Below are 26,720 nucleotides of genomic sequence, written 5' to 3'. Positions count from 1 at the left end.
CCGCATGGGCAGCGAGGGTTGTAAAAAGCCCAAAAACCAATACACTCAATTCAAAACACCAGACTATCCTGTTCTATAACGATTGAGTGCAGTTACTTGGCACCGTTGACCGGATGCAAACCGCGAATTTTTATAAACTCGATTCCAAGAAATTTTTTTGAAAAACACAAAATAAAAACCCTTCCCCAAAAGGGAAAGGGTTCAGGAAGATTAACGAGAGTAGAACTCAACGATAAGAGCTTCGTTAATTTCAGCCGGAAGTTCAGAACGCTCAGCTAAGCGAGTGAATGAACCTTCAAGCTTGTCAGCATCGAAAGTCAAGAAGTCAGGAACAAAGCTGTTCACTTCAAGAGCTTCTTTGATGATGTCAAGGTTGCGGGATTTTTCACGAACACCGATTGTTTGGCCAGCAGACAGACGGTAAGATGGGATATCTACGCGAGATCCATCAACAGTGATGTGTCCGTGGTTAACAAGTTGGCGTGCTTGACGGCGTGTACGAGCCAAACCAAGACGATAAACAACGTTATCAAGGCGGGCTTCAAGAAGTGCCATGAAGTTTTCACCATGTTTACCTTGCATTTTTCCTGCTCTGTCAAATAGGTTACGGAATTGACGCTCAGTCACTCCATACATATGACGAAGCTTTTGCTTCTCTTGTAATTGTAAACCATATTCAGAGATTTTTTTGCGTTGGTTAGGACCGTGTTGTCCAGGAGCGTAAGGACGCTTTTCTAATTCTTTACCTGTACCGCTTAGAGAGATTCCAAGACGGCGGGATAATTTCCAGCTAGGGCCAGTATAACGAGCCATTGAAGACTCCTCCTTCGTGTTTTTATTTTGTTGTAAAATAAAAACCGTGTGTGAATTAACAATCATGAGTATTATGTTTTCATGTACCTTCGCTCCAGCAGCAGAGAGTTACAAGATACACCTCATTCGCGAGGAACAAAATACAGCATAAAGGACTTCACATAGGCTGCTTTATTTTACACAAAAACCATTATATGTTTTTACCGGGGCTAAGTCAAGGGCAGATCCAAATTTCGAAAGATTTTTTAAAAGCCCTCTTTTATAAAAACTAGGGAATTTAGAATATTACATAGGAATCATCTGAATCTTTGTGATATAATTTACTTGATGGAATTGAAAGGGAATATCTGCTTTTTTCATCATTATCCGTGCAGCCAATATCTTGGTTTCAGGGATAATGATGAACCGTTGGGATATAAAAGGAATCTATCAGGAAAGCGAAGATAAGAGGGACATATTATGGTGAATAATGATCGGATCGATACGCAGGTAATCGGGTTGGATAGAACAGGCCAAATCTTCCTGAATAACTATAAAGCTCGTTTGTTCGATTTAGTGAATGAGGAGTTCAATGAGGGGGAGAGCCGCTGCAGCGATTGCATTTCTGCTTGGGCAGGGGTTGTACAAACTGCGTTGGAGGCTGAGGAAGTTGTTTATTATCAAAGGACAGAGAACAGCTATCAGCTTACTGACAGCCTTTCTTTGGGAAAATATCCGATCACTGTTTTTGCCGAAACAATAGACCTCATGTTTGAAGGGACAGAGGATGGAATTGTGGAAAGAGTCGGGACAGGCTCCGTCATTGGCGAATTTGACCTTGCTTTCCAGCTGTCGGACCACTCACAAAACCCATTGGGGGTTTTACTTGCTTCCGGTCTGAAGTCAGAGATTTCCCGTAACTTCCTTCGAAGCTTTGCCGATTATAGTGCAGCCTATTTGAAGAAGATGCACTACTTCAACCAGGTTGTAGAAGAGGAGCATCGTTACCGGGAACTTTTTAAGGTGAACGAAACGTTCCACTCTTCAATGGATATCAATATTTTGCTCGGACAGATTATCAGTACGTTGACCAGGGTATTTCCCGATTATGATTTCCACTTGCTCCTTTCCAATGACAATGATAAAAATCATGGAAACCTGCCAATCAGGAACTTCGATTATGATAGTGTCAACACAGCAGCCATGCAGGCTTTTGTTAATGGAACCATTGAGTCGGAATTTCAGTATACAGAAGATAAGCTGACTCTTTATGCGCCGTTGAAAGGGAAGCAGGGTGTATATGGGGTGCTTGAGGTCATCACGTTCAATCAGTTCAGATTTCCGGACAACCATCGGGAATTCATCCGTCTACTGGCATACACAGCTGGGAACGCACTGGAGAATGCCAAGCTTTATCAGCAGTCCAGAAGGCTAATATCAGATCTTCAGCTGATCAATGAAACATCGCACAGGTTGAACTCTAATTTAAGGATGACCGAAACACTGACGTTCTTAAAAAAACAAATTAAACGATCGTTTCACGCTTCTTCAATCGGATTCATATTTGTTGATGAAAGAGAAGAGTCCAGCGTTCTACCGGAAAGCTCTGCTTTTTTTCACAGCTTCGAGGGAGCTTCTTATATTCATTATGTAAAACGCAAGATCTTCAAGGAAAAAGAAGCCATTTTTATAGGAGATATCAGTGGAAAGTTTGGCAAAGAGTTATCTTATCTTTCGCTGATGGCTGTTCCAATGGTCCAAAACGGCTCCATCATCGGGTTTTGCATTGTCCTGCATCAGGAACCTTATTCTTTTTCGTTTGACATGTACAAATTGCTGCAGTCGTTCATCCATCATTCCACATTGGCGCTGACGAATTCCATGCTTCGTGAAAAGTTGGAGGAACTTGTGGTAACGGACCATTTAACCCAGCTTTACTCCAGGAGTTTCCTGGATGGAGAGATGGTCAGGGCCATGAGGGAAGATGAACAGGGAGTGCTGATCCTGATGGATATTGATGACTTCAAGAAAGTCAATGATAACTATGGACATCAAACGGGCGATGAAGTGTTGATCCAGGTTGCCAAAACCATCATGGAGGAGTCGAAAGGCATCGGCTTTGCTGCCAGATGGGGCGGGGAGGAACTCGCTGTTTACCTTTTTCAGAAGGATTTGAAGGCAGGCACTGATTTCGGAAGCCGTATCGTCAACGTTATCCCGCAAAAGACCAGCCCCTCGGTGACTGTATCCTGTGGTGTATCACATTGGATAAGAGGGCGGGAAGATCATGTGAAGGATCTGGTGAAAAGAGCAGATGCCTCCATGTACCATGCTAAAAACAGTGGAAAGAACCAGATGGCGAATATATTACTCTAATGATACAGGCCTTGAAACGTACATTGTTTCAAGGTCTTCTTTTTTTGGAATTCATACTGGGAAACACAAATCCGCCTCCGTGTAAACGCTTTCTTTTTTGAAGGAAATGTCATATGCTATAAGTGAATTGTTATGAGATCACAAGGCTGGCCGATAGGATGGAAAAATCGCGCCGGAGAGACCCTGTACTAATGGGATAGATAAGATACAACTGCTTATAAGTTCGGATTAGATAACAGGAGGAGAAAGAAATGAAGAAGGATTATGAAAGATTTGAAACAAAAGTCATTCACGAAGGGTACAACTCAGTTGAATATAACGACAGTTTAGCACCGCCTCTCTATCAATCTTCCACTTTTACTTTTAAAGATGCCCAGCAGGGGGAACGACGATTTGCTGGGGAGGAAGGCGGATATATATATTCCCGTCTAGGAAACCCTACCGTTTCCATGCTGGAAGAGCGGATGGCGTCACTTGAAAATGGTGAATCAGCTCTAGCCTTTGGTTCTGGGATGGCCGCGGTATCTTCTGTCCTTCTGTTCATGACAAAAGCAAATGATCATGTACTCTGTTCCCAAGGAGTATACGGATGCACATTCGGTTTGCTGAACCTTATGGAAGAAAAGTACAATATCACTCATGATTTTTCGCCAATGAATTCAGCAGAGGAGATTAGGAAAAGTATTAAGCCGGAAACCGCCTGCATCTATGTGGAAACACCAATTAATCCGACAATGCAGCTCATTGACCTTGAATTGGTCGCAAGCATTGCGAAAGAAAAAGGCATCCCGGTGATTGTCGATAATACATTTTCTTCGCCTTACCTGCAAAAGCCACTTGACTTAGGCTGTGATATCATCATTCACAGTGCTACTAAATATATTTGCGGGCATGGGGATGTGATCGCCGGTGTGGCAGTAGGCAAAAAAGACTTGATGGACCATATCAGAATGACCACGCAGAAGGATATCGGAGGAGTGATTTCACCATTCGATGCCTGGTTGCTGCTGCGGGGGTTAAAGACACTGCCGGTGCGTATGGACCGCCATTGCGAAAATGCTGCAAAAATTGCTGATTTCCTTAAAGAGCAGTCTCAGGTGGAAAAGCTGTTCTATCCTGGAGATGTTGACAATCCTCACTATGAAACAATGAAAAAGCAAATGAGCAAGCCTGGCGGATTGATCGCTTTTACCATCAAAGGAACCAAAGAGACTGCGCAGCAGTTCATGAATGAATTAAAATTGATCAAAATCGCGGTAAGCCTTGGTGATGCCGAAACCTTAATCCAGCATCCGGCGACTATGACACACGCGGTCGTTCCGGCAGAGTCTCGAGAGAAAATGGGCATAACCGATACTTTATTGAGAGTTTCCATCGGCCTGGAGGCTTGGGAAGATATCCGCGATGATTTAATGCAGGCGTTCAGTAAAATAAAATAAAATAAAATACAGAAAAAAACAGAGCCTGCGGGTTCTGTTTTTTTGTTTGTCTCAGATTTAAAAACATCTTTAGCCTGAAATTGAGGTGAAATTCATAATGGGGTGTGTAATGTCCGGTTTTTGAGGCGAAAATCAAAGTCGAAATAAGAATAGAGTGTCACATGAGCGGTTCATGAGACCAAAATCAAACGAAAACCAATATAGAGTGTCACATGAATGATTCATAAGCCCAAAATCCACGCTAACTAAATTAAATTTCTTCATTGTTGTTTTGTAATCCGAAAAACGTTAACCACAGGTCTGCTCTTTAGGAGCACTAACAAATCATGCTCATTTGAGCGTCCCCAGGCATGTTATGGTGAATTTCGGGTAAGTAGATGGTAGTAGAAAATGGGGAGGTAACGCTCAGATGAATGAAAACATGATACCTAAAGAGTCCTATTCGTACTGGCGTAAAGCGGCGGAAGATAGAGGGCTGGCTTTTGAAGAACTGGGAAACCAAACACACCATGCAGACGTGACGATCGTGGGAGCAGGGATTACCGGAATCATCGCTGCTTATTTGCTTTCACGCGAAGGGAAAAAAATTGCCCTTGTGGAAGCAGGAAGAGTCATAAATGGAACCACCGGTTATACTACTGCGAAGGTTTCTGCTCAGCACGGGGTGATTTATGACCAGTTGATGGGGCATCATGGGGCAGAAAAAGCGTCTCTATATTACCAGGCAAACACGGCAGCATTACAATTCATAGAAAAAATAATCGGTGAATTAAACATAGATTGTGAATTTACAAAACTGCCATCTTATATTTACACTGAAACCGATAAAGGTACCAAGGAACTAGAAAAAGAAGCCCAAGCCTATGCTAAATTGAATATACCGGGAGAACTTACTACAGATACGGACCTGCCATTCCAAGTAGCCTCCGCCCTGAAAATGCCGGATCAGGCACAATTCCATCCGGTGAAATTCCTCATTCCACTTTTGGATGAAATCAAAGCCAATGGCGGAACCGTTTACGAAAATACGAGGATAACAAAGCTAAGTGGGGAAGATCCTGTTGAAGTGTTCACGGAAGATGGAGGCAAACTTTTTTCTCCTAAAGTGATTGTCAGCACCCATTTTCCAATCAATGATTTCAAGGGACTGTATTTTTCCAGATTGGATATTGAACGGTCGTATACCCTTGCTGCTAGAACAGAGAACCAGATCCCGGATGGAATGTACCTGAGTGCGGATCAGCCTAAAAGATCCGTCCGCTACAGTACCGATTCCAACGGCGATAAAATGATTCTAGTTGGCGGGGACAGCCACAAAACAGGACAAGGCGGAGATACCGAAGAGCACTATCAAAATCTCAGACACTTTGCTGAAAAACATTATTCCATAAAAAATTATCCATATCGCTGGTCTGCGCAAGATCTGACAACATTGGATAAAGTCCCATATATAGGAACAGCCACCGATGACCAGCCAAATATTTTGGTTGCCACAGGCTATGCAAAATGGGGGATGACCAACGGTACTGCTGCGGCATTATTATTAACAGATCGAGTGCTTGGAAAAGAAAATCAGTTCACGAATCTGTTTTCACCTTCCCGTTTCAATGCGAATCCGGGCATCAAAAACTTTGTCAAAGAAAATGCGGATGTAGCCAAGGAATTTGTCAAAGGCAAACTCGATAAGCATGACAGGAAGCTGGAGGAACTGGAAAACGGTGAGGGAGCTGTAGTGACGGTGGATGGAAAACGGGCTGGTGCTTACCGTAACGAAAGCGGAGAGGTAACAGTGGTTGATACAACCTGTACCCACATGGGCTGTGAACTCGGCTGGAACAATGCTGAAAAATCATGGGATTGTCCATGTCATGGAAGCCGCTTCTCAACATCTGGGGATGTCATTGAAGGCCCGGCAGTCAAACCTTTGAAAAAAATTTATGAATAACCCAACCCCGGGAAGGATCCTTCCCGGGCTTGTTTTTTTTTACTCTTCTTTTTCCCAAAGAGAAAGTAAAGGGCCGTCTGCCCCGTACACTGGATCCTGAGCAGGGAGGGCGACTTCCTTGATTTCAATCAACAGCTGGGTGCGTTCGCTGCCCTCATCTGTTTTTAAGTTGTGATCCTTCCCATCAGGATATGCGCCGGCTACTTTGAAATCTTGGCTGGCCGTTAATCTTTTATGCCCGGTCCCGGCAGGCAGCACCACTACATCTCCTGGATGGACCTTCATTTTCTTTCCGCTTTCGCCGCCAATGATTAACTCAGCGGTTCCACTCACCACTCCGAGAACCTCGTGGGTATTGCTATGGAAGTGATGGTAATCAAAAACGCCGCCCTGCCAGCTGTTACTCCAATTGTGCTTGTTAAAAATACTCTCCGCCTGATCTGGTTTGTCTTTAAAAATCCCCTCATATAAAAGAACTGGCAAGTCAGGATTATTGGGAATTGAAGCACTCTCCTCAAAGTACAGAGACTTCACATCATTGCTTTGCATGTTACATCCTCCTTTGTTTTTATATGAGTAGGATTTCCCTTGTCACAGCAGGGGTAAACTTGTGGTTTAGGGATTTGCCCGGATGAAATATTATCGCGGAAGGGGATTCGTTGGTTTCCTAATCGATGCCGTTCAATCGAAAATCTGGGGACATCCATTCGGGATAACAGTCAGTAACATGTCCTCAGGCCAGCGCATTGGAGGCATTAAAACGTGAAACCGATCAGTGCATGCATTCACCCCAGCTTCATGCCCGGTCTTCACATCCAGTGCAACAAAAAAAGCCGGGATAACCACCCCGGCTTTAAAATCAAACATATTGAAGTAACGCTTGAACAAATAATTCAAGTTTTTCTCTATCGGTTTCATCGAATCTGCTCTTCTCAGGGCTGTCGATATCCAAAACGCCAATGACCTCGCCGTCCTTGACCATCGGAACGACAATCTCGGATTGAGATGCTGCATCACAGGCGATATGGCCGGGAAAGGCATGGACATCTTCTACAAGATAGGTTTTCTTCTCTTTTACAGCAGAGCCGCATACGCCTCTTCCGACTGAAATTCGTACACAGGCAGGAAGTCCTTGGAACGGGCCGAGCACAAGCTCTTCATCTTCCATAAGATAAAATCCGACCCAGTTAATGCGGTCTAAGAATTGATTGAGCAATGCAGAAGCATTACTTAAATTGGCAATGCGATTGCTTTCTCCTTCCAAAAGAGCGTGCAATTGCTTGATGACCAAGTCATAATTTTCTTCGCGTGTACCTTGGTACATGGCTGATTGAAACATCGAACTCCCCCATTTCTACAGGATATGATGTCAAAACCATAGATTCATCGGTTTCCAACAAGTTCGGCCGGAAACTGTCGAGAAATACATAAAGGAATCTCAGGTGATCCCCCGAATTTTATGTAGTAATCGGATTTATTCCTCATTGACAGCTCTATGATTAACGGCAATCCTAATGAACCATTTTTAGCACATTTCCTTGGGTGATTCAACTAATAAAATTTGAAGGTAGTGAGATCATGGCTAAACCAGCTGCTGCACCAGGTATGACAAAAGAAAATATTCTCTTATCGGCTGTTTCACTTTTCAATACGAAAGGCTATGACGGAACTTCTGTTAGGGATATTGCCAAAAAAGCGTCGGTGAACGCCGCAAATATCTCTTATCATTTTCACGGAAAGCAGGGACTCCTTGAATCCTGTTTCACCCGTTTCTTTGAAGCTTATTTAGAGTGCCTTGAGGCTGAAGCAGATAAATTAGCATTCACTCCTGCGGATGAATGCTTAAAAAGAGCTGTCTTGAACATCCTTCAGTATCAGAGTGAGAATCATCTCCTTGCCCGTTTTGTCTGGAGGGAGATATCGATTGACTCGCAAATTGTCCGTGAGATCATTTCCTCTTATCTGATGAAGGAGCGTTACTTGTTTAAGCGTTTTTTTGAGAGGGGAGAAGAGCAAAATCGCTTCACTTCCATGCCGGTGAGTATTTTTATCATCCAATTGAAGTCCATGCTGTCAATGCCGTTCCTTAACAGCCAATACTTAAGGGAAGTGTGGCATGTGTACCCGCAAGAACCATTTTTTGTCGATCGCTATTTTACTTCCCTGGAACAGTGGGTCGACCAATGCCTGTTAACGAGACAGGCTGCAATCCCTCAGTAGTTTTACAGGATCATGCGGTCTCTGCCTTGATTCAGGTCTTTTGCTTGATGCGCATCTGATCCATACACAAGCGGGATTCCCAGTTCAATGGCCATCATTGCAATCTCAGGCGGCGGATACGAAACACCGCAGCCTTTTTTAAAATAGCCCGCTCCATTATAATCAAGCTCCATATTCCGCTTTGCCACTTCTTCCAGTACCGTTTCTATTTCTTGCCTGAATAAGCCTGCAGGTGGGAAATCCTTCTTGAATTTATCCGCAAGGGTGATGTGGCCGATTCGATTCGGTTTGTATTTACCGAGGTTGGCTGTTACTGATTTTAAGACGGTTTGGTAATAGGAGTGATGGATAGTGTCCACCGATCCGTAGAAATCAATCATCCTTCCGAAATTTTCTTTGCTGAAATCCAGGCAGTCGTACCTCCCCTTTTTAAATAAAAAATGAACGGAAAGCACGCTGTCCTCGAGGTGAGGGCCGAATGTGTCCAGGAACTGTGTCGTCCCCTCTTCATATCCTTCTATATAATCAACTTCCAAGCCTGTTTTAATGATGATGTTTCCTTTATATTCCTTTTTGAGTATTTCCAAATCCCTAATATACGCTTCAAGAAAATCTGGATTCATGCCGCTGTCTGAATCGGGCACAGGGTCGTCAAATCCTGCCGGCAAGGGGGCGTGTTCCGTGAAAGTGATTTCTTCATACCCAAGAATTATGGCTCGCTCGATATATTCATGAAATGAGTCCTTAGTCCCGTGGGGGCAATAAGGGCTGTGAATGTGGCCGTCGATTTTCATCCAATCCCTCGTTTCCTTTTACTGTCATATTCATCTATAATAGTAAAATATCAATATTTTAGCTGGAGAGGTATACATTTATAACAAATCTTCTATTTATAGAGGAAAAATTGCAAATAAATCGTCAAAAAATGTCGTTATCATGGTATCATAATAAAAGCTATGATATGAGATTTTACAGTTTTTACATAGAACAGATCAAGTTATAGAAGCAGGGGGCTTACGATGGAATTTATCATCGGAGGAATTATACTTTTAATTATCCTATTTATTATCGGTTTTTTTATAAGAAGAAAATACTACCACCATATCGACCGTCTTGAATCGTGGAAGGTCGATATCATGAACAGGCCCATTTTGGATGAGCTTTCCAGAGTCAAGCAGCTTAACATGACCGGCCAGACAGAGGAACTTTTCGAAAAGTGGCGTAAAGAGTGGGATGACATTGTCACCGCTGACCTTCCTGAAGTGGAAGAGCTGTTATTCACCGCTGAAGAATATATTGATAAGTTCCGTTTTGGTTCCGCCAAGGATGTTCAGGCAAGAATAGAGGAAATCCTGAATAAAACAGAAGATAAGATGGAGAGGATTCATTCTGAGGTGGAAGAACTGGTCGGAAGCGAAGAGAAGAACCGGCTGGAGATTGAAGAATTGAAAGAAGACTTCCGCAAAAGCAAAAAGACCCTGCTTGCCCACCGACATACCTATGGTAAAGCAGCATACGGCCTTGAAGCGAAATTGGATGAAATGTCGGAGGAAATCGAAGACTTCACTAAACTTACGGAAGAAGGAAATTACCTGGAGGCGAGGGAAATTGTTTTGGGATTGACACAAGACACCCAGGACATTATGGAAAAGATGGAAGTGATTCCGGAATTGCTTACAGAATGCCAGAATTCCCTTCCTAATCAACTGAATGAAGTGGAAGCCGGTTTTAATGAAATGGAGGCTCAAGGGTATGTCCTGAAGCACCTTGGTATCAGCACGGAACTCTCCAGACTCCGGGAAGAACTGGCTGCATGCCTTGTGTCGCTGGAAAAATTGGAAACAAGTAAAGCGGCAGAGGATGTTAAAGGATTAAAGGAAAGCGTTGAGCATCTGTACGACTTACTTGAAAAAGAAGTACTTGCCAAACATTTCGTCCTTCATAATGAAGAAAAGTCATCAGCACTGCTTGAAATGATCAAGTCCGCCAACAAGGAAATCAAACAGGAAACCGAGTTTGTTCAGCAGGGGTATCACCTGAATGATGAGGACCTGGAGATCCCCGTTCAGCTGGAAAAGAAAATCAACACACTTTTCAAGCGTTTCCAGCAGCTACAGGAAAAAGTTCAGGAAAATGAATCCGCTTATTCATTCCTGAGTGAAGAATTGCAGGATATCAACCAGCAGCTTGATGCAATCAGGAGTGAGCAGAATACTTTTTCCGAGCAGCTTCATACCTTAAGGAAAGAGGAAATTGAAGCAAAGGAAAAGGTATCCGAGCTAAAGAAAAAAATCGGTGAAGCAAGCCGGATGATTTCCAAGAGCAATATCCCGGGGTTGCCTACTGATTATAATGCTCTTCTCGAAGAAGCATATAAAAATATCACTGATGTTGTTCGGGCTCTTGAAGAAAAGCCGCTCAATATGCCTGTTGTTCAGAAATACCTTGAAAAAGCAGTAGACACAGTCGAACATTTCCATAAGAAGACAACAGATTTGATTGAAACGGTCATGCTGGCAGAAAAGGTCATTCAATACGGAAACCGGTACAGAAGCCGAAATGGTGAGGTATCTCAAAAGTTGCAAAGAGCAGAATCTGCCTTTAGAAGTTTTGATTACAGAGAGGCACTCGAACAAGCAGCAACGGCCATTGAGGAAGTTGAACCCGGCGCCATCCAGAGAATTGAAAACATTGTTAATGAAGAATTAAATGCGGAATAAGAAAAATCCCGGCTGGTAATTTCCAGACCGGGATTTTCTTTTAAGCTGGTTTCTTGGAAGCTCCCATACCCACGGAGAGCAGGAAACCGATGATGGCGCCGAGTAGTGCCGGCAGCAGCCAGCCGATTCCTTCATTGAATAAAGGTAAAACACTTAATAGATCGTTCAAGCTACTAAATTCCATGCCGGCTGTTTTTATGCCGTCAACGAAACTAATGAGGAATGTCGGAATCAATGCCCCGATATATACTCCTGAATAGCCATGGAACCAGTTATGCATGAATGAGAGCATAATCAGAACAATCGCCAACGGATAAATCACGATCAGGACAGGCAGCGAAACGGAAATAAGCTGTGTCAATCCAATATTGGCAATAATCATACTGAATATACTGATGATAATGACCAAAGCGCGATAAGATACCGGCAAAAGTTTGGCGAAATATTGGGCGCAGGCCGAAACCAGCCCAATGGAAGTCGTCAGGCAGGCAAAGGTGATCGCCAGCCCTAAAATTACCGTTCCAATCTGACCATACAGATAATTGGCTGATCCAGCCAGGACAGCTCCTCCGTTATCTTTCAAGCCGATGGCTTCTGTACTGGTCGCTCCGATGAATCCCAAGGAAAGATAGACAAGTGCCAAGCCGGCGGCTGCAATGATTCCAGCCAAAATGCAAGCTTTTGTAATGGCTGCCTTGGACGTAATTCCTTTCTCGCGGACAGAATTAATGACAACAATTCCAAAGACCAGAGCTGCAATGGTATCCATGGTCAGATAACCCTCAAGGAATCCCTTGAAAAAAGGCCCGTTAATATAAGCCCCCGACGGTTCATGAAAACTGCCCATCGGTGAAAGGATGCTTTTAATCACGAGTACTGTTAGAATCACCAGTAGTGCAGGAGTAAGGACTTTTCCAATCCGGTCAACAAGCTTAGCCGGGTTCATAGCCAGCCAGGTGGTCAGTCCAAAAAAGATGATCGTATAAATGAATAATGGAAGGCCGTACTTAGTCATCCCTTCTCCAAGAAAAGGGGTGACTCCAATTTCATAAGCGACCGTCCCTGTTCTTGGAATCCCAAAGAACGGCCCGATGGCGAGATACATGATGACTGTAAAAATGACCCCATATACGGGGTGGACTCGGTTTGCCAAGGTTTGAAGGTCTCCGCCTGTTTTGGCGATGGCAATGATTCCAAGTAAAGGCAAGCCGACACCCGTTATAAGGAAACCAAAGATCCCGGTCCAGATATTTTCCCCGGCCTGCTGGCCAAGAAAAGGAGGGAAAATCATGTTGCCTGCTCCCAGAAACAATGCGAACAGCATGAGTCCGACAGTAAAAATTAAATTATATGATAGCGCTTTCTCTCTCATGGATAATACCTCCTAAAAGGCTAAGGTGAACGAAGCGGTTTTATAGTAACACAGAAATCGCAAAAATTGTCGAAATAATTAAAAGTTAAAAAATTCTGTATATTAAACGAAAAGTACTCGTCCTTTTCGTTTAACGCTTAACCAAATTAATAGAAATTTCCCTTCAAGTCAAGAGCTTAGGAAGGAATGTAAAGATTGTAATGGAAAGTGACAATTGAAATCCGATCCTGCCAGGCGGAATTTTTTTAATAACGGATTTGTGATAGTATAATCTTTTGTAAACACTAGTGATAAGCGATTTTAAACTGAAGTAATCAGAAGGTGTAAAATGTAATGATTTATTTTGATAACAGTGCAACAACAAAACCATATAAAGAAGTACTGGATACCTATTTGAAGGTGAATCAAGAGTATTTTGCCAATCCATCCTCGATTCATGCCCTTGGTGGCAGAGTCGAGACACTGATCGGAAAATCAAGGAAACAAGTCGCCGGTCTCCTTGGGGTAAAGGAAACAGAAGTTTTCTTTACTTCTGGAGGGACTGAATCAAATAACCTTGCTTTAAAAGGTACGGCACTTCAATACCGTAAGCGGGGAAGGCATATCATCACTTCCGGGGTTGAGCATCCATCCATCATTGAAACATGTGAACAATTAAAGACATTTGGTTTTGACATCACATACCTCCCTGTCGATAACGAGGGACGGGTCCATGTAAAGGATGTAGTAAGTGCTATAACAGATGAAACGATTCTGGTGTCGATCATGCATGTGAATAACGAAGTAGGAACCATTCAGCCGGTTGAAGAGATTGGAAAGGCGCTTCAGCCTTATTCCAAAATCATCTTTCATGTCGATCACATCCAGGGTATCGGGAAGGTGCCACTGTCCTTTCATGAATCGGGAATCGATCTTTGTTCCATTTCCGGACATAAAGTACACGGATTGAAAGGCACAGGCCTGCTGTATATTAAGGAAGGATTGGAAATTTCACCTCTGCTTTCAGGTGGGGAACAAGAAAGAAAAATCCGGAGCGGAACAGAAAACACGGGCGGGATCGTCTCCTTTGCGAGAGCACTGCGGATGCATTTTGAAAAAAGCCGGGAAGAACTTGAAGGTATTAAGGAACTGAATCGTTACCTGCGCGAAAGGCTGGACGAAATTGAAGGCATCACCATCCATTCTCCTGCCTATGGATCTGCCCCTCATATTCTCAATTTCTCAGTCCATGATATCCGCGGTGAAATTTTCGTTCACGCTTTGGAAGGATTTGGAATAGTTGTCTCGACCACGAGCGCATGTTCATCCAAGAAGAATGTCCCTTCAAGGACACTTCTTGGGATGGGTGTGAATGAAAACCTCCTTGATACCTCCATCAGGGTCAGTTTTTCATTTGAAAATACGAAAGAGGAAGCAGATCAATTTTGTAAGGCGATACTGCAAGTGAAGAAAAATTTAGAAGAAACGACGAGGAGAAGAAAATGATTTATGATCAAATATTAGTCCGTTATGGTGAAATCTCAACTAAAGGGCGCAACCGGAAGGCTTTTACGAAAAAACTGAGAGAGAATATCCTCATGGTACTCAAAGACTTTCCGGCTATCAAAATCAGTGCTACCCGTGACAGGCTCCATATCTATCTTAATGGAGAAAATGGGGAAGAGGCATTGAAGAAACTGGAAAATGTATTTGGAATCCAGTCCTACAGCCCGGTTATGAAGACCGAAAAGGAAATCGAACAAATAAAAGAGGCTTCCCTTCATCTTGTTCAAAAAACGAACACAGATGGACAAACGTTTAAAGTATCAGCGAGAAGAGCTGATAAAACATTTGAACTTGATACGAATGAAATCAATTATGCTGTAGGATCACATGTCCTGAAAAACACAGAAGGCTTGACGGTGAATGTTAAAAAACCGGATATTAAGCTGAATGTAGAAATCAGGAAAGAAGGCGCTTATCTTTCAAGTGAAATTTATCAGGGAGCCGGCGGAATGCCAGCTGGTGCAAGCGGGAAAGCGATGCTGATGCTATCCGGAGGTCTCGATAGCCCTGTTGCCGGATACATGATCATGAAGCGAGGTGTTGAAATAGAGGCAGTGCACTTTCACAGCCCTCCATTTACAAGCGAAAGAGCAAAGCAGAAAGTCATTGATCTCGCAAAAGAATTATCCGTTTTCAGTGGACGGATCAATCTTCATATAGTGCCGTTTACTGAAGTCCAGCAGACCGTCCATAATCAGGTTCCGGAAAACTATACGATGACTTCAACAAGAAGAATGATGCTGAGGATTACCGAAAAGCTTAGGGAAAAACAAAACGGCTTGGGAATTGTCACTGGTGAAAGCCTGGGACAGGTTGCCAGCCAGACATTAGAAAGTATGCTGGCCATTAATGAAGTAACCAATACGCCTGTACTCAGACCTTTGATCTCCATGGACAAGCTTGAAATCATTGATATTGCCAAAAAAATCGGCACACATGACATATCGATTCTTCCATATGAAGACTGCTGTACAATTTTCACTCCGCCGGCACCGAAAACAAAGCCCAAGAGGGAAAAAATCCAATACTATGAAAGCTTTGTGGATTTCGAGGCCTTAGTCAATAAGGCAGTTGCTGAAACGGAAATGCTTATTATTGAAGGTGGGGCTCTTCAAACAAAAGCAGATGATCTTGATGATCTGCTGTGAAATTTTTTAGGAAGAATTACCAATAGATAAACAGAATGAAGTCATGTGTTTTCGCACATTCTATACTCACAAGGAGGTGAAAACACATGGCAAACAACAATAACTCAAACCAACTAGTAGCTCCTGGAGCTCAACAAGCGATCGACCAAATGAAATACGAAATCGCTTCTGAATTCGGTGTACAACTTGGTGCAGATACAACTGCACGCGCTAACGGTTCTGTCGGTGGTGAAATCACTAAACGTTTAGTTCAAATGGCTGAACAACAAATCGGCGGAGGCTACCAACAGTAATCAACTAAATACAATGGCTACAAGGAGCGGGACACCCCGCTCCTTTTTAATGTTTATAAACACATTGAACATTATTCTGTAATCAAGACTAAATACCCTTTGCTAAATAATTTAAAATATTATAAAAATTTTGTATAATAGAATGACTACATCAAAGGGGGAGAATGAATGAGAAGAGAAGATTTACTTTCGCCAGAAAGGTACAACCTGATCAGTGAAGTCGAGAAATTTGCTGCTGACCCTGCCAATAAGGCGATTTTGTGGAAAAGTGAACAAGGGGAAGAAAAAGAAATTACATATCGCAATTTAATGAAAAATGCGAACAAAATTGGGAACGCATTCCTGGAAAATGGCTTGGAGAAAGGCGATGTCATCCTCGTCATGATTCCGCGCCTCATCGAAGCGTATGAAACCTATGTGGCTGCATTGAAGGCTGGGATGGTTGTCATCCCAAGTTCAGAAATGCTTCGTTCCAAAGATCTTAAATACCGGATTGAACATGGAGACGTTAAGGCGATTGTTTCCTATGCACCATATACGGATCAATTCGATCAGGTGGAAGAAAGTTCAGGGTTGAAGAAGTTTGTGATTGGGGCAGAAAAGGAAGGCTGGCTTTCTTTGGACCAATTGAAAAATGAGTTATCCGATGAGCTTGAGCTTGCCGATACAAGCCGCGAAGACATGGCATTCCTTTCGTACACTTCCGGAACGACAGGAAATCCTAAGGGTGTCGTCCATACCCATGGCTGGGCTTTTGCCCATTTGCGCACTGCGGCAAAAAAATGGCTCAGCATTGAAGAAGGAGACACAGTATGGGCAACCGCGGGTCCGGGATGGCAGAAGTGGATCTGGAGTCCATTCCTCTCTGTCCTGGGTTCAGGGGCTGCAGGCCTGGTTTATCAAGGGAAGTTTGAACCCGATACCTACCTGCAAATGCTGCAGGACTATCAGGTCAACGTTTTATGCTGCACACCGACCGAGTACCGTTTGATGGCCAAAGTCGATGATTTAGGCGAATATAATCTGGAACACCTTCATAGTGCTGTGTCCGCTGGAGAACCATTGAACAGGGAAGTCATCGATGCATTCCAGAAGAATTTCAATGTAGAAGTCAGGGACGGATATGGGCAGACGGAGAACACACTTCTTGTCGGTATCATGAAAGGAATGGAGTTGAAACCGGGCTCAATGGGGAAACCTACACCTGGAAACCGGGTGGAAATCATTGATGAAGAGGGCAGGCCGTGCGCTCCTGGAGAAGTCGGGGATATTGCCGTCCATACCGAGACGCCGGCTTTGTTCAAGAATTATTATAAAGATCCTGAAAGAACAGCAATGCAGTTCCGTGGAGAGTATTATATCACCGGGGATAAAGCGAAAAAGGATGAGGAAGGTTATTTCTGGTTTGAAGGCAGGGGAGATGATATCATCATCAGTTCCGGTTACACGATTGGACCGTTTGAAGTGGAAGATGCACTCGTCAAGCATCCGTCAGTGAAAGAGTGTGCAGTTGTGGCAAGCCCTGATGAAGTCAGAGGAAATATCGTCAAGGCGTTCATCGTCCTCCGAGACGGTGTGAATCCAGAAGACCCTGAATTGATCAAAAATCTACAGGAGCATGTAAAAGAGCTGACAGCCCCTTATAAATATCCAAGGAAGGTCGAATTTCTTGAAGAACTGCCGAAGACCACTTCAGGTAAGATCAGAAGGATCGAGCTTAGGCAAAATGAAAGAAAGGCGTTTCAAAACGAATAGTGTTGCCTGACATTTCAGAATACGAAACGCTTTAAAGTAGTAAAGCGATGTAGTAAAATAAAATAGACAAAAAATGACGGGAGTGGCTCCCGTCCTGACAGAGATGCTGCATTTGATGCTCATTCAAAGAACTACCTCTATCAGGGCAGTGAGCCAGTCCTTTTTTTGTATAGATAAAGATCAGGACAAGGAGTTTTAACATGGGGACTTTATGGCATAACGGAACATTTTATACAATGACTGAAGAAGGAGCAGCGGTGGAGGCTGTTTTTACAAAGGATGGATTTATCAGAGGGGCAGGAGCTCTGCAGGAAATGGAATCAAGCTTTGCCGATTCGATTTCTGAGAGGATCGATCTACAGGGAAAAATAGCTTTTCCAGGATTTGTCGACAGTCATATGCATCTTATCGGTCATGGAGAGACATTGATTCGCTTGGATCTTTCAAAAATGACTACGAAGGAACAGGTTTTGCAAGCAGTAAAAGAAAAAGCTCAAAACACACCGGCAGGAAACTGGGTGATCGGGGAAGGCTTTAATGAAAACCTGTGGGAAAATAGTGAAGTCGTAACAAGGCAGGAAATTGATGAAGTGGTTCTTGACCAGCCGGTTCTGCTGAAACGGATTTGCCGCCATGCAATGGTCGCCAATTCAAAGGCTTTGGAGCTCGCAGGGATTGACGAGGATTCCGAAAATCCAGCTGGCGGTGTCATTGAAAGAGCGGAGACAGGCAAATTAAATGGGGTTTTAAAAGACACAGCCCAGGATCTGCTTGTTGATGCCCTTCCATCACCAACCGGGGAGTATCTGGAAGACGCTTTGTCAAAAGCCATTGAAAACTGCTGGAGACTTGGACTTGTCGGAGGCCACACAGAGGACCTGAGTTACTACGGGAATTTTAACAAAACCTATCAAACGTTCCTGAATGTCATAGAAGAGGGCGGCAGGAAGTTTCGTTCTCACTTGCTTGTCCATCAAGCGGTCATTGATGACTGGAAGGAAGCAGGGTTCACTTTTATGGGAGGAACAGAACTGGTTGAATTCGGAGCCATGAAAATTTTTGCCGATGGTGCCCTTGGAGGAAGGACCGCATTATTGAGCCATCCATATAATGATGATCCTTCCACGAACGGAGTTGCCATACATACACAGGAGAATCTGACTGCGCTTGTCAAGAAAGCCAGAGAATATAAACTGCCGATCGCCGTCCATACCATCGGTGATCAGGCATTTGAAAATGTGTTGGAAGTGGTAGAGGCAAATCCAACGTACAATGGCCGAAGGGACCGCTTCATCCATGCACAGCTACTGCGGAGAGAACTGATCGACAGAATCAAGGGCCTTCCGCTGATACTTGATATCCAGCCCAGATTCGTTCCATCCGATTTTCCGTGGGTGATCGACCGTGTCGGAGAAGAAAATATGGAATACAATTATGCATGGAAGACTTTACTGGACGAAGGAATCCCTTGTGCAGGGGGATCTGATGCTCCGATCGAGCCTGTCGATCCACTGCTTGGCATTCATGCGGCTGTTACGAGAACGAATCCGTCAGACGTGGAAAGAACGGTCTATATGGAAGAACAGAAACTATCGATGTATGAAGCTGTTTCATTGTTCACCAAAGGAAGTGCCTATGCCTGTCACCATGAACATGACCACGGGATGATCAAAGAAGGGTACAGGGCGGATTTCACTGTCCTTCCCAAAGACCTATTCCAAATTGAAGCAGATGAACTGCTTGATATGGAAGTAGATATGACAATTGTGGATGAGACGGTTGTTTATAGAAAAAAAGCATAACCTCTTATGAACACTCCCTGTCTGGATTAATAACCCGTTCGGATGAGAGAGAGAAAATGCCTATTTGCTGGTGGTTTTGCCGGTTAAAATACAAAGACTTTTGCAGGCTGTTTTGAAGTGTATTATGAATGAAAATTGCACAAAAAGAGGAGCTGCCAACGACCTTGCAGCTCCTCACTTCTATTATGCGTTATTCAATTAAGCCCCAGATCGGTTGAACAGCGGGTCTCCCGTTAAACTTTGCATTCTTCAGCAATGAAACCAGGTTCTCTGCTAATTGAGGTTTATAGAGGGAAAAATTCCCCTTAATTAGCAAATAGTATTGAAAACAGCTTAAATAGAGGGAGAAATTCCCCTTATTTGACTCAAAAAACGTGAAAATAGGCAGCTTTGCTTTGAATAAAGGGAAAAACTCCCCTTATTTTCCGCAAAAACCACGTCTACTCTACATCTAACGGTAAAATCTCCCCTTATTTTTCTCCCACTGAGTTATTCCCCTTCATCTTCCCATCTATTGTATCTGGCAATAACGAATCGCGGAAAAATTTGTAACATAAAATGCAGACCAGTTTGCAACACCACATAAATTTTTGCGGTAGTGCAAATTGGCCTGCAAGTCAGTATGCAACAATAAGCGAAAAAACTTCAAAACCATTGGTATGCCGATAAAAAAGCCGATACAAAATGCTATGCAAATTGTACCGCAAATTACCTTTCAATTTATTGGTTTCTCCCTCTGAACTGAACGGGTTATCTGGATTAAGCAGGGGGTTTTTTGTTCAGGTTATGAGGGGTGACTCAGGGACACAAATTGTATATTCTTCTGGTCTGGAGTCACAAACGGTTGGAATCAGGATTGGAGCAGCCTGGTGTATGGACTTGGAGTCGCGAAAAGGTAGGAATCAGGACAGGAGCAGAACGTAATAGAGGACTCGAGTCTCGAAAACGGCAGAAACGGGACAGAAAGCCTGTGTGGTCGGAAAAAAGAGTCGCGAAAAGGTAGGAATTGGGACAGTAGCAGAACGTAATAGAGGACTCGAGATTCGAAAACAGCAGAAATGGGACAGAAAGCCTGTATGGTCGGGAAAAAGAGTCGCGAAAGGGTAGGAATCGGACAGGAGTAGTGAGTAAAAGAGGACTCGAGTCGTGAGAACAGCGGTATAGGATAAACAGAACATATTACAAAAAAAGCTGCGGGAATCCGTACTATTGTCTCCCTTTTCATTTAAGTTATAAATCTACAATCCCCCGAACCAACGATCACCTGCCGTATCCTCTGGCCTATTTTATTCCATGATCAAACTTTCAGATTGCCCTTTAGGATTAACCGATATATAATGATAATATTTCGAGAATGGAAATAATTTTTGAAAGGGGTGGCCGATATTAAAACAGAAGAACAAACTGGTATTCTATATACGGCATTTTCCTATTTTCTTTGGGGGCTCCTGCCGATTTACTGGAAATGGCTGAATCATGTCTCGGCGGATGAAATATTAGCAAATAGGATATTCTGGTCATTCTGGTTCATGATTGTCTTTTTGATCGCCATTAAGAAGTTCCCAGCCTTCTGGGGTATGATAAAAGGAATGATGAATACAAAGAAGAAGCTGGCTGCATTAGCGGTGGCCTCGCTGTTAGTCAGTGCAAACTGGTTCATTTACATCTGGGCAGTCAATACCGATCAGATGGTCGAAGCCAGTCTTGGTTATTATATTAATCCACTCGTCAGTGTTCTGCTTGGCGTATTTATTTTACGAGAAACAATGACGAAGGCTCAGGTGGTGTCGTTCATCTTGGCAGCCATCGGTGTCATCCTATTGACTGCTTCCTATGGAAGGTTTCCTTGGATTGCCATTGGTCTGGCCGTTTCCTTTGGTCTGTATGGATTGGCAAAAAAACTGATCAAAGTGGATTCAGATGTAGGATTGACATTGGAAACCATGACAACAGCCCCATTTGCTCTTATCTACCTAATCTATTTGTCTACTAAAGGAGACATTTCGCTGTTTCATCTATCAGCCGGCACTGATTTATTATTGATTGCAGCAGGTGCCGTAACGGCTGTGCCGCTGCTTTACTTTGCAAAAGGAGCTCAGAGGATCCCGCTTTATATGGTAGGATTCCTGCAATACATCGCTCCGACACTGACATTGATTCTGGGTGTCTTTTTGTATGGAGAACCATTCACACATACACATTTGGTTGCCTTTACGTTCATTTGGTCAGCGTTGACGATTTTCTCCGTTTCAAGAATGAAAAGAGTAAAATGGAAAACGAAGACAGAGGAAAAATGTGCATAGAAGTGAATTAAAGGAGCGGGTCCCTTAGTCAGGTGACCCGCTTTTTCTGTGAGTGATTTGTCGTATTGTGTCGTAAGGTCGATAAAATGGGGAATTCGCCGATAAACCGCTCTGAATCGCCGATAACTTACCTGGAACCGCCGATAAAATCGAAAAACCGCCGAAAACCCGCCGCGAATCGCCGATAATATAATTAAAACAAGCAAAGAGAAGCCCGTACTCTAAGGCTTCTCTTCTTCTTTTTTATAAAAATGTCCTCTTCACTTTCTCCCAGAAGGAGTTATCTTTTAGTTTGACTGTTTTGATTTTCTCCCCGCTCAATCCAATGACCACTTGCTTAACATGTTGAATGCCCAAGGCTTCGTTATCCATTCCCATGGATGGGTAGTCATTGCCATCCTGTACCACCTCGAGTTTCAATTTGCGTTCTCCGCTCAGGATAAAGGAGGAGCCGAGGGTGCGGTAACGGTTATTGTTCAATGAAGCGAGTTCGCTTACCTGCAGGCATGGAAGCATCGGGTCGACGACTGCCCCGTTGACTGATTTATTGTAGGCTGTGCTTCCTGTCGGGGTGGCGATCACCATGCCGTCTCCACGGAATGTCTCGAAGTGCAGGTCGTCGATATGAACCTCGATTACAAATGTCTTGATGATACCGGAGCGGATGCTGAATTCGTTTAAGCACTTAAAGGTTGTTTGATCATCGACTGTTACATTGATGGTCGGGTAGCGCCTGACTTCTATTTGTTCTTCTGTCATGGCTTTGATCATCTTTTCCTTATCATCAATATGGAAATCGCAATACATACTCAAGCTTCCGGTGGTTGAGATTCCTGCATAGAGGCAATCCTGGCGAAAGCCCGTATTTCGGACAGCTTGAAGGAATGCTCCATCTCCTCCGATACTTACAATGATATTTGCCTCTTTTGCATTTTTGATTACATTGAAGCCGTACTGATCCGCAAGGTGTGCCAGTTCTTCTGCTTGTTCAAGGGTTTTATTGTCTTTTAGTGTGTAGAAATACAGGTTGCGTCTTTCATTCATGGTTATGCCTCCTCAAAAAATAGGATGAAATTTTTCCAATCACGTTAGATTTTGCTAGAATAATGATTATATGCAATCTGCAGCTGCTCTTGGTGAGTTTCATGAGGTATATTCTGAGAGAGGTCATGGCAATTTGCATGCACCATTATTTTATCATGATAATGAAACTTTATGATAGCGATGTACGTATTCATCATGAAGAGAAAAAGAGGAGGAATAAATTAATGAGTGGAAAACGTTGGACAGCACTCGGGATTGCTGCAGGCTTATTCATCTTTTCCGTTGTGGCAAACTTTGCGAGCTCAGCTATGTCAGGCGATTTTAACCAGGCGTTTGAAGAGATGTTCGCAACTACTGAAAATCCTTTTACGGAAGAAGTCCTTGAAGATGGAAGTGCAGCGAAAAGAATTGCTGTTTTGGAAGTGGATGGTGTCATCCAGGATGTGAACACAGCTGCATCTATATTTGAAAGTCCAGGGTATAATCATGAAGTGTTCATGGAACAGCTGAAGGCTGTTCAAGAAGATGACAGCATTAAAGCGGTTGTTTTAAAGGTGAATTCACCAGGCGGCGGTGTAGTGGAGAGTGCCCAGATTCATGAAAAGCTTGTGGAAATACAAGAAAAGTCCAAGAAGCCGATCTATGTCTCAATGGGGTCAATGGCGGCTTCCGGCGGTTACTATATTTCAGCACCGGCAAAGAAAATCTTCGCAAGCAAGGAAACACTCACCGGTTCTTTGGGTGTCATCATGCAAAGCATCAATTACTCTGAGCTGGCGGATAAATACGGCGTTGATTTTGTCACCATCAAAAGCGGTCCTCATAAAGACATCATGAGCCCTACAAGGGAAATGACGGAAGAAGAAAGACAAATCCTTCAAACCATGGTCAATAACTCTTATGAAGGGTTTGTCGATGTCATTGCGGAAGGCCGTGGAATGTCAGAGGAACAAGTGAAGAAGATAGCAGATGGACGGGTATACGATGGTATCCAGGCTAAGGAAAATAACCTGATTGACGATTTCGGTTATGTTGAGGATGTTATCGCGCAAATGAAGAAAGACCTTAAACTTGGGGATGCCCAAGTCATCGAGTATACAAATGATGGCGGCTTTGCCTCTCTATTGAATATGGGTGCAAAAAGGCTGGCCGGCGGCGACATCGAGGCGGCTGCACTGATGAAAATATTATCCCAGCCTAATTCGCCGAGGCTGATGTATCTCTATGCAGAATAATTTAGAAGGGGGTACCGTTCATGAGTGAAGTCAATAATCAAGAAGAACTTACGGCAACTGAACAAGTGAAGGCAGAGAAAATATTTGAACTTGGAGGCTTCTGGATGAGATTTTGGGCCTATCTCCTGGACCTGATCGTCATTTCCAGCATAGGCAGGCTCATTGTCTATCCGATCTTCAGAGCAATGGACCTCTCACTAATAAAAGATAATATGTTCGCCCCGATCTCCATCTTGAGTGCGATCATCTTTTACGGGTATTTTGTTTTGATGACAAAATATATGGGACAGACACTTGGAAAAATGGCGTTCGGATTAAAAGTTATAAGAATGAGTGGAAAGCCTTTGGATTGGAGCACAGTCCTCTTCAGGGAATTGGTAGGCAGGTTCATTTCTGCCACGATTTTGGTGTTATATATCGTTGCCGCATTTACAAATAAGAAGCAGGGAATTCACGATTTGTTTGCCGATACTACTGTGGTGCGCGAAAAACGCGCTGCGGTGTTCAAGACAGCAAGTGTGTAATTTATCGGATAAGGAAGCAGCTTGAAAATAGCTGCTTCTTTTTTTCGCTAAAAAAGCATTTCCTTCATTCCTTAAAGGGTTTATTTAGAAAGGAAATAGCCAATACTTTCTAATTGAAGGGTTGTGAACAAAGTGAATGGGTGGATCATAACACTGATCGTGATTTTAGGCCTTATAGTATTCTTATTATTACTCATCATCATTACAAAGCTGACGATAACGATTTCACTTTATCATGGAAATGATAATGACCATTTCTTAATCAGATTCAGGGCATGGTTCGGCTTGATCAAATACAAGGTAGAAGTGCCGATGGTAAAGCTGGGTGATGAGGGACCGAATATTGTTTTCGAAGAAAAAACCGAGAAAGGCAAGGAAGGAAAAGGAGAGGAAAAAGATAAGCTGAAAAAGGAAACCCCTGAAGATATCCTTACCTCTATAAAGGATTTCCGGGAGCTGCTGCAGCATGTAGCAGGGCTTCATAGTATAATCAGCCATTTTTTAAGCAAAGTGAAGATTTTCGATATACAATGGCAGACTCTTTTTGGAACTGGGGATGCCTCCTCCACGGGGACGATGACTGGGCTGATCTGGGGGGCAAAGGGAAGCATGATGGGAGTCTTGAGCAGCTATATGAATCTGCAAACAATGCCGCAAATGATGGTGGTGCCTTCATTCCAAAAAGCAATCATTCAAACAGATTTTTCATGTATTATAACTTTTCGGGTCGGGCATGCTATATTAGCAGGAATCAAAATGATCAAACTCTGGAAAGGCGGCAAGCCGAACTTTCAATCAAAGCCTCTTTCCTCGGTGTCAGAAAAGAATCAAACAGTCAAAGACAACACTTTACCGCACTAACGCACCGGGGGACTGTCCCTCACCGCTTTAGAGTGTTAAAGGGTCTGTACATAACATTTTAGGAGGTAATCTAATGTCTGATCATCCTATCGAAGGACTTATGACGACAGCAATGGAAAATCTTAAAGAAATGATCGATGTGAATACGATTATCGGAGATCCAGTTGAAACGCCTGATGGAAGTGTGATCCTAACGGTTTCAAAGGTCGGTTTCGGATTTGCGGCCGGAGGAAGCGAGTTTGTCATAAAAGGCAAAGGCAGTAAAGACGGCCAGGATGACAAGCAAGGTGAGAAAAAGCAGCCCTTTGGCGGAGGTAGCGGAGGCGGTGTCTCCATTACGCCGATTGCCTTTCTGATTGTGGGATCTAAAGGAATCAAAATGCTCCATCTTGATGAAAATACGCATCTATTAGAAAAGATTGTTGATTTAGCACCAGGCGTCATGGAGAAGATACAGGGCATGATGAAAAAGAACACCCAAAACAGTGGGCAGGGTCAACAGCAGAGCCAAAACCAAGGTCAAAATAACCAATCATTTGATTTCTAATACTGATAAGCTGGGGACTGATCAGGAACTGGTCAGTCCTTATTCTTTTTGAGTACAAAAGATTTCTTCTGCTCCGGGAGGCTTATACAATCAAATTAGTTGCTTTCCGGTGATGCCCTTAGGTACGATTACAGAGATTGATACTTATAGAGGAGGTAAATCAATATGGCTGAGATCACTTTTAAAAATAATCCTGTAACACTTGTAGGAAACGAAGTAAGACCCGGGGACACAGCTCCTGATTTTACAGTTTTGGCTAACGACCTTTCGGAAGTATCACTTAGCGACACAAAAGGAAAAGTCCGGTTGATCAGTGTTGTACCATCTCTTGATACAGGAGTATGTGACGCACAGACACGCAAATTCAACGAAGAAGCCGGAAAGCTTGATAATGTGCAAGTTCTTACTATTTCCGTGGACCTGCCATTTGCTCAAAAACGTTGGTGCGGGGCGAACGGAATTGAAAACGTCCAAACGTTATCCGACCATCGCGACCTGTCTTTCGGCGAAGCGTTTGGTGTGTACATTAAAGAACTTCGTCTGCTTACCCGCGCCGTATTTGTTGTCGACAGCAGCGATAAAGTGACATATGCTGAATATGTCAGCGAAGCAACCAACCACCCTGATTATGATGCAGCAATCGATGCGGTGAAAAACGCAAAGTAAAGTGAATTCTTGAACAGCATGATGAGGCTGACCCGGGAGCAATCCGACAGGGTCAGTTTTTATTTGAAGCACAACTTCTTTGACACTTGTTCTGACAAGGGTAAAATAGAGAAAAGAATCAATAGTAAAGGAG

At 43.4% G+C, this 26,720-nt stretch carries 23 protein-coding genes; 17 read left to right on the top strand and 6 right to left on the bottom strand.

What is annotated here, in order from left to right; translation table 11 throughout:
- Positions 1-210 precede the first annotated feature (210 nt).
- Positions 211-813, bottom strand: a complete 603-nt coding sequence (gene rpsD, locus AC4E8A_RS18070) for a 30S ribosomal protein S4 (protein ID WP_490195033.1) — start codon at positions 811-813, stop codon at positions 211-213.
- A gap of 459 nt (positions 814-1,272) precedes the next feature.
- Here rpsD and AC4E8A_RS18065 point away from each other — a divergent pair, with 459 nt between their 5' ends.
- The 3 genes from AC4E8A_RS18065 (at position 1,273) to AC4E8A_RS18055 (ending at position 6,552) form a co-directional block, all read left to right on the top strand.
- Entirely contained in the window at positions 1,273-3,168 is a 1,896-nt protein-coding gene (locus AC4E8A_RS18065) for a diguanylate cyclase domain-containing protein (RefSeq protein ID WP_490195031.1), read from the top strand.
- Between the two features lie 251 nt (positions 3,169-3,419).
- On the top strand, positions 3,420-4,607 hold the full coding sequence (gene megL / locus AC4E8A_RS18060) for a methionine gamma-lyase (RefSeq protein ID WP_490195030.1): 1,188 nt from the start codon (positions 3,420-3,422) through the stop codon (positions 4,605-4,607).
- A gap of 409 nt (positions 4,608-5,016) precedes the next feature.
- Entirely contained in the window at positions 5,017-6,552 is a 1,536-nt protein-coding gene (locus AC4E8A_RS18055) for an FAD-dependent oxidoreductase (protein ID WP_490195028.1), read from the top strand.
- Between the two features lie 39 nt (positions 6,553-6,591).
- Here AC4E8A_RS18055 and AC4E8A_RS18050 read toward each other — a convergent pair whose 3' ends face one another.
- Both AC4E8A_RS18050 and AC4E8A_RS18045 read right to left on the bottom strand, forming a co-directional pair.
- Positions 6,592-7,101, bottom strand: coding sequence for a cupin domain-containing protein (locus tag AC4E8A_RS18050; RefSeq protein ID WP_490195026.1), 510 nt, complete (start codon positions 7,099-7,101; stop codon positions 6,592-6,594).
- Positions 7,102-7,411: 310 nt separating this feature from the next.
- Positions 7,412-7,891, bottom strand: coding sequence for a GAF domain-containing protein (locus AC4E8A_RS18045; protein WP_490195024.1), 480 nt, complete (start codon positions 7,889-7,891; stop codon positions 7,412-7,414).
- A 239-nt stretch (positions 7,892-8,130) separates the two neighbouring features.
- On the opposite strand from AC4E8A_RS18045, the gene refZ reads away from it, so the two are divergent.
- Positions 8,131-8,772, top strand: a complete 642-nt coding sequence (refZ, locus tag AC4E8A_RS18040; RefSeq protein WP_490195022.1) for a forespore capture DNA-binding protein RefZ — start codon at positions 8,131-8,133, stop codon at positions 8,770-8,772.
- Positions 8,773-8,774: 2 nt separating this feature from the next.
- On the opposite strand, the gene hisJ is transcribed toward refZ, so the two are convergent.
- Entirely contained in the window at positions 8,775-9,566 is a 792-nt protein-coding gene (gene hisJ / locus AC4E8A_RS18035) for a histidinol-phosphatase HisJ (RefSeq protein ID WP_490195020.1), read from the bottom strand.
- 225 nt (positions 9,567-9,791) lie between these two features.
- On the opposite strand from hisJ, the gene ezrA reads away from it, so the two are divergent.
- Positions 9,792-11,492: a septation ring formation regulator EzrA gene (gene ezrA / locus AC4E8A_RS18030; protein WP_490195018.1), complete on the top strand. Its 1,701-nt coding sequence runs from the start codon at positions 9,792-9,794 to the stop codon at positions 11,490-11,492.
- Between the two features lie 40 nt (positions 11,493-11,532).
- Here the strand turns inward: ezrA and brnQ are convergent, their stop codons facing one another.
- On the bottom strand, positions 11,533-12,864 hold the full coding sequence (brnQ, locus tag AC4E8A_RS18025) for a branched-chain amino acid transport system II carrier protein (protein ID WP_490195016.1): 1,332 nt from the start codon (positions 12,862-12,864) through the stop codon (positions 11,533-11,535).
- A gap of 333 nt (positions 12,865-13,197) precedes the next feature.
- Here brnQ and AC4E8A_RS18020 point away from each other — a divergent pair, with 333 nt between their 5' ends.
- The 7 genes from AC4E8A_RS18020 to rarD all read left to right on the top strand — a co-directional run bounded on the left by AC4E8A_RS18020 (position 13,198) and on the right by rarD (position 21,710).
- Complete coding sequence (locus AC4E8A_RS18020; RefSeq protein WP_490195015.1) at positions 13,198-14,349, top strand: cysteine desulfurase family protein; 1,152 nt, start codon at positions 13,198-13,200, stop codon at positions 14,347-14,349.
- The gene (gene thiI, locus AC4E8A_RS18015) at positions 14,346-15,557 is read left to right on the top strand and encodes a tRNA uracil 4-sulfurtransferase ThiI (protein WP_490195013.1); all 1,212 of its coding nucleotides are present in this window, start codon (positions 14,346-14,348) and stop codon (positions 15,555-15,557) included. Before AC4E8A_RS18020 ends, thiI begins: the two co-directional genes overlap by 4 nt.
- A gap of 86 nt (positions 15,558-15,643) precedes the next feature.
- On the top strand, positions 15,644-15,850 hold the full coding sequence (locus tag AC4E8A_RS18010) for an alpha/beta-type small acid-soluble spore protein (protein WP_490195011.1): 207 nt from the start codon (positions 15,644-15,646) through the stop codon (positions 15,848-15,850).
- A 168-nt stretch (positions 15,851-16,018) separates the two neighbouring features.
- The gene (gene mbcS, locus AC4E8A_RS18005) at positions 16,019-17,605 is read left to right on the top strand and encodes an acyl-CoA synthetase MbcS (protein ID WP_490195009.1); all 1,587 of its coding nucleotides are present in this window, start codon (positions 16,019-16,021) and stop codon (positions 17,603-17,605) included.
- A 200-nt stretch (positions 17,606-17,805) separates the two neighbouring features.
- Positions 17,806-19,407, top strand: a complete 1,602-nt coding sequence (locus AC4E8A_RS18000) for an amidohydrolase (protein ID WP_490195007.1) — start codon at positions 17,806-17,808, stop codon at positions 19,405-19,407.
- Positions 19,408-20,251: 844 nt separating this feature from the next.
- On the top strand, positions 20,252-20,410 hold the full coding sequence (locus tag AC4E8A_RS17995) for a hypothetical protein (RefSeq protein WP_490195005.1): 159 nt from the start codon (positions 20,252-20,254) through the stop codon (positions 20,408-20,410).
- Between the two features lie 364 nt (positions 20,411-20,774).
- A complete protein-coding gene (gene rarD, locus AC4E8A_RS17990; protein ID WP_490195003.1) occupies positions 20,775-21,710 on the top strand; it encodes an EamA family transporter RarD in 936 nt (311 codons plus the stop codon).
- Positions 21,711-21,953: 243 nt separating this feature from the next.
- On the opposite strand, the gene AC4E8A_RS17985 is transcribed toward rarD, so the two are convergent.
- On the bottom strand, positions 21,954-22,754 hold the full coding sequence (locus AC4E8A_RS17985) for an NAD kinase (protein ID WP_490195001.1): 801 nt from the start codon (positions 22,752-22,754) through the stop codon (positions 21,954-21,956).
- A gap of 224 nt (positions 22,755-22,978) precedes the next feature.
- Here AC4E8A_RS17985 and sppA point away from each other — a divergent pair, with 224 nt between their 5' ends.
- From sppA to tpx, 5 genes are all read left to right on the top strand, one after another.
- A complete protein-coding gene (gene sppA, locus AC4E8A_RS17980) occupies positions 22,979-23,989 on the top strand; it encodes a signal peptide peptidase SppA (protein WP_490194999.1) in 1,011 nt (336 codons plus the stop codon).
- Positions 23,990-24,009: 20 nt separating this feature from the next.
- Positions 24,010-24,513, top strand: coding sequence for an RDD family protein (locus AC4E8A_RS17975; protein WP_490194997.1), 504 nt, complete (start codon positions 24,010-24,012; stop codon positions 24,511-24,513).
- Between the two features lie 132 nt (positions 24,514-24,645).
- Complete coding sequence (locus tag AC4E8A_RS17970; RefSeq protein ID WP_490194995.1) at positions 24,646-25,374, top strand: DUF2953 domain-containing protein; 729 nt, start codon at positions 24,646-24,648, stop codon at positions 25,372-25,374.
- A gap of 73 nt (positions 25,375-25,447) precedes the next feature.
- On the top strand, positions 25,448-25,921 hold the full coding sequence (ytfJ, locus tag AC4E8A_RS17965; protein ID WP_490194993.1) for a GerW family sporulation protein: 474 nt from the start codon (positions 25,448-25,450) through the stop codon (positions 25,919-25,921).
- Positions 25,922-26,086: 165 nt separating this feature from the next.
- The gene (gene tpx, locus AC4E8A_RS17960; protein ID WP_490194991.1) at positions 26,087-26,587 is read left to right on the top strand and encodes a thiol peroxidase; all 501 of its coding nucleotides are present in this window, start codon (positions 26,087-26,089) and stop codon (positions 26,585-26,587) included.
- The last annotated feature ends 133 nt before the right edge of the window (positions 26,588-26,720 follow it).

This window comes from Bacillus sp. SRL337 (assembly GCF_984799155.1).
This window is presented reverse-complemented; position numbering and strand designations above follow the sequence as displayed.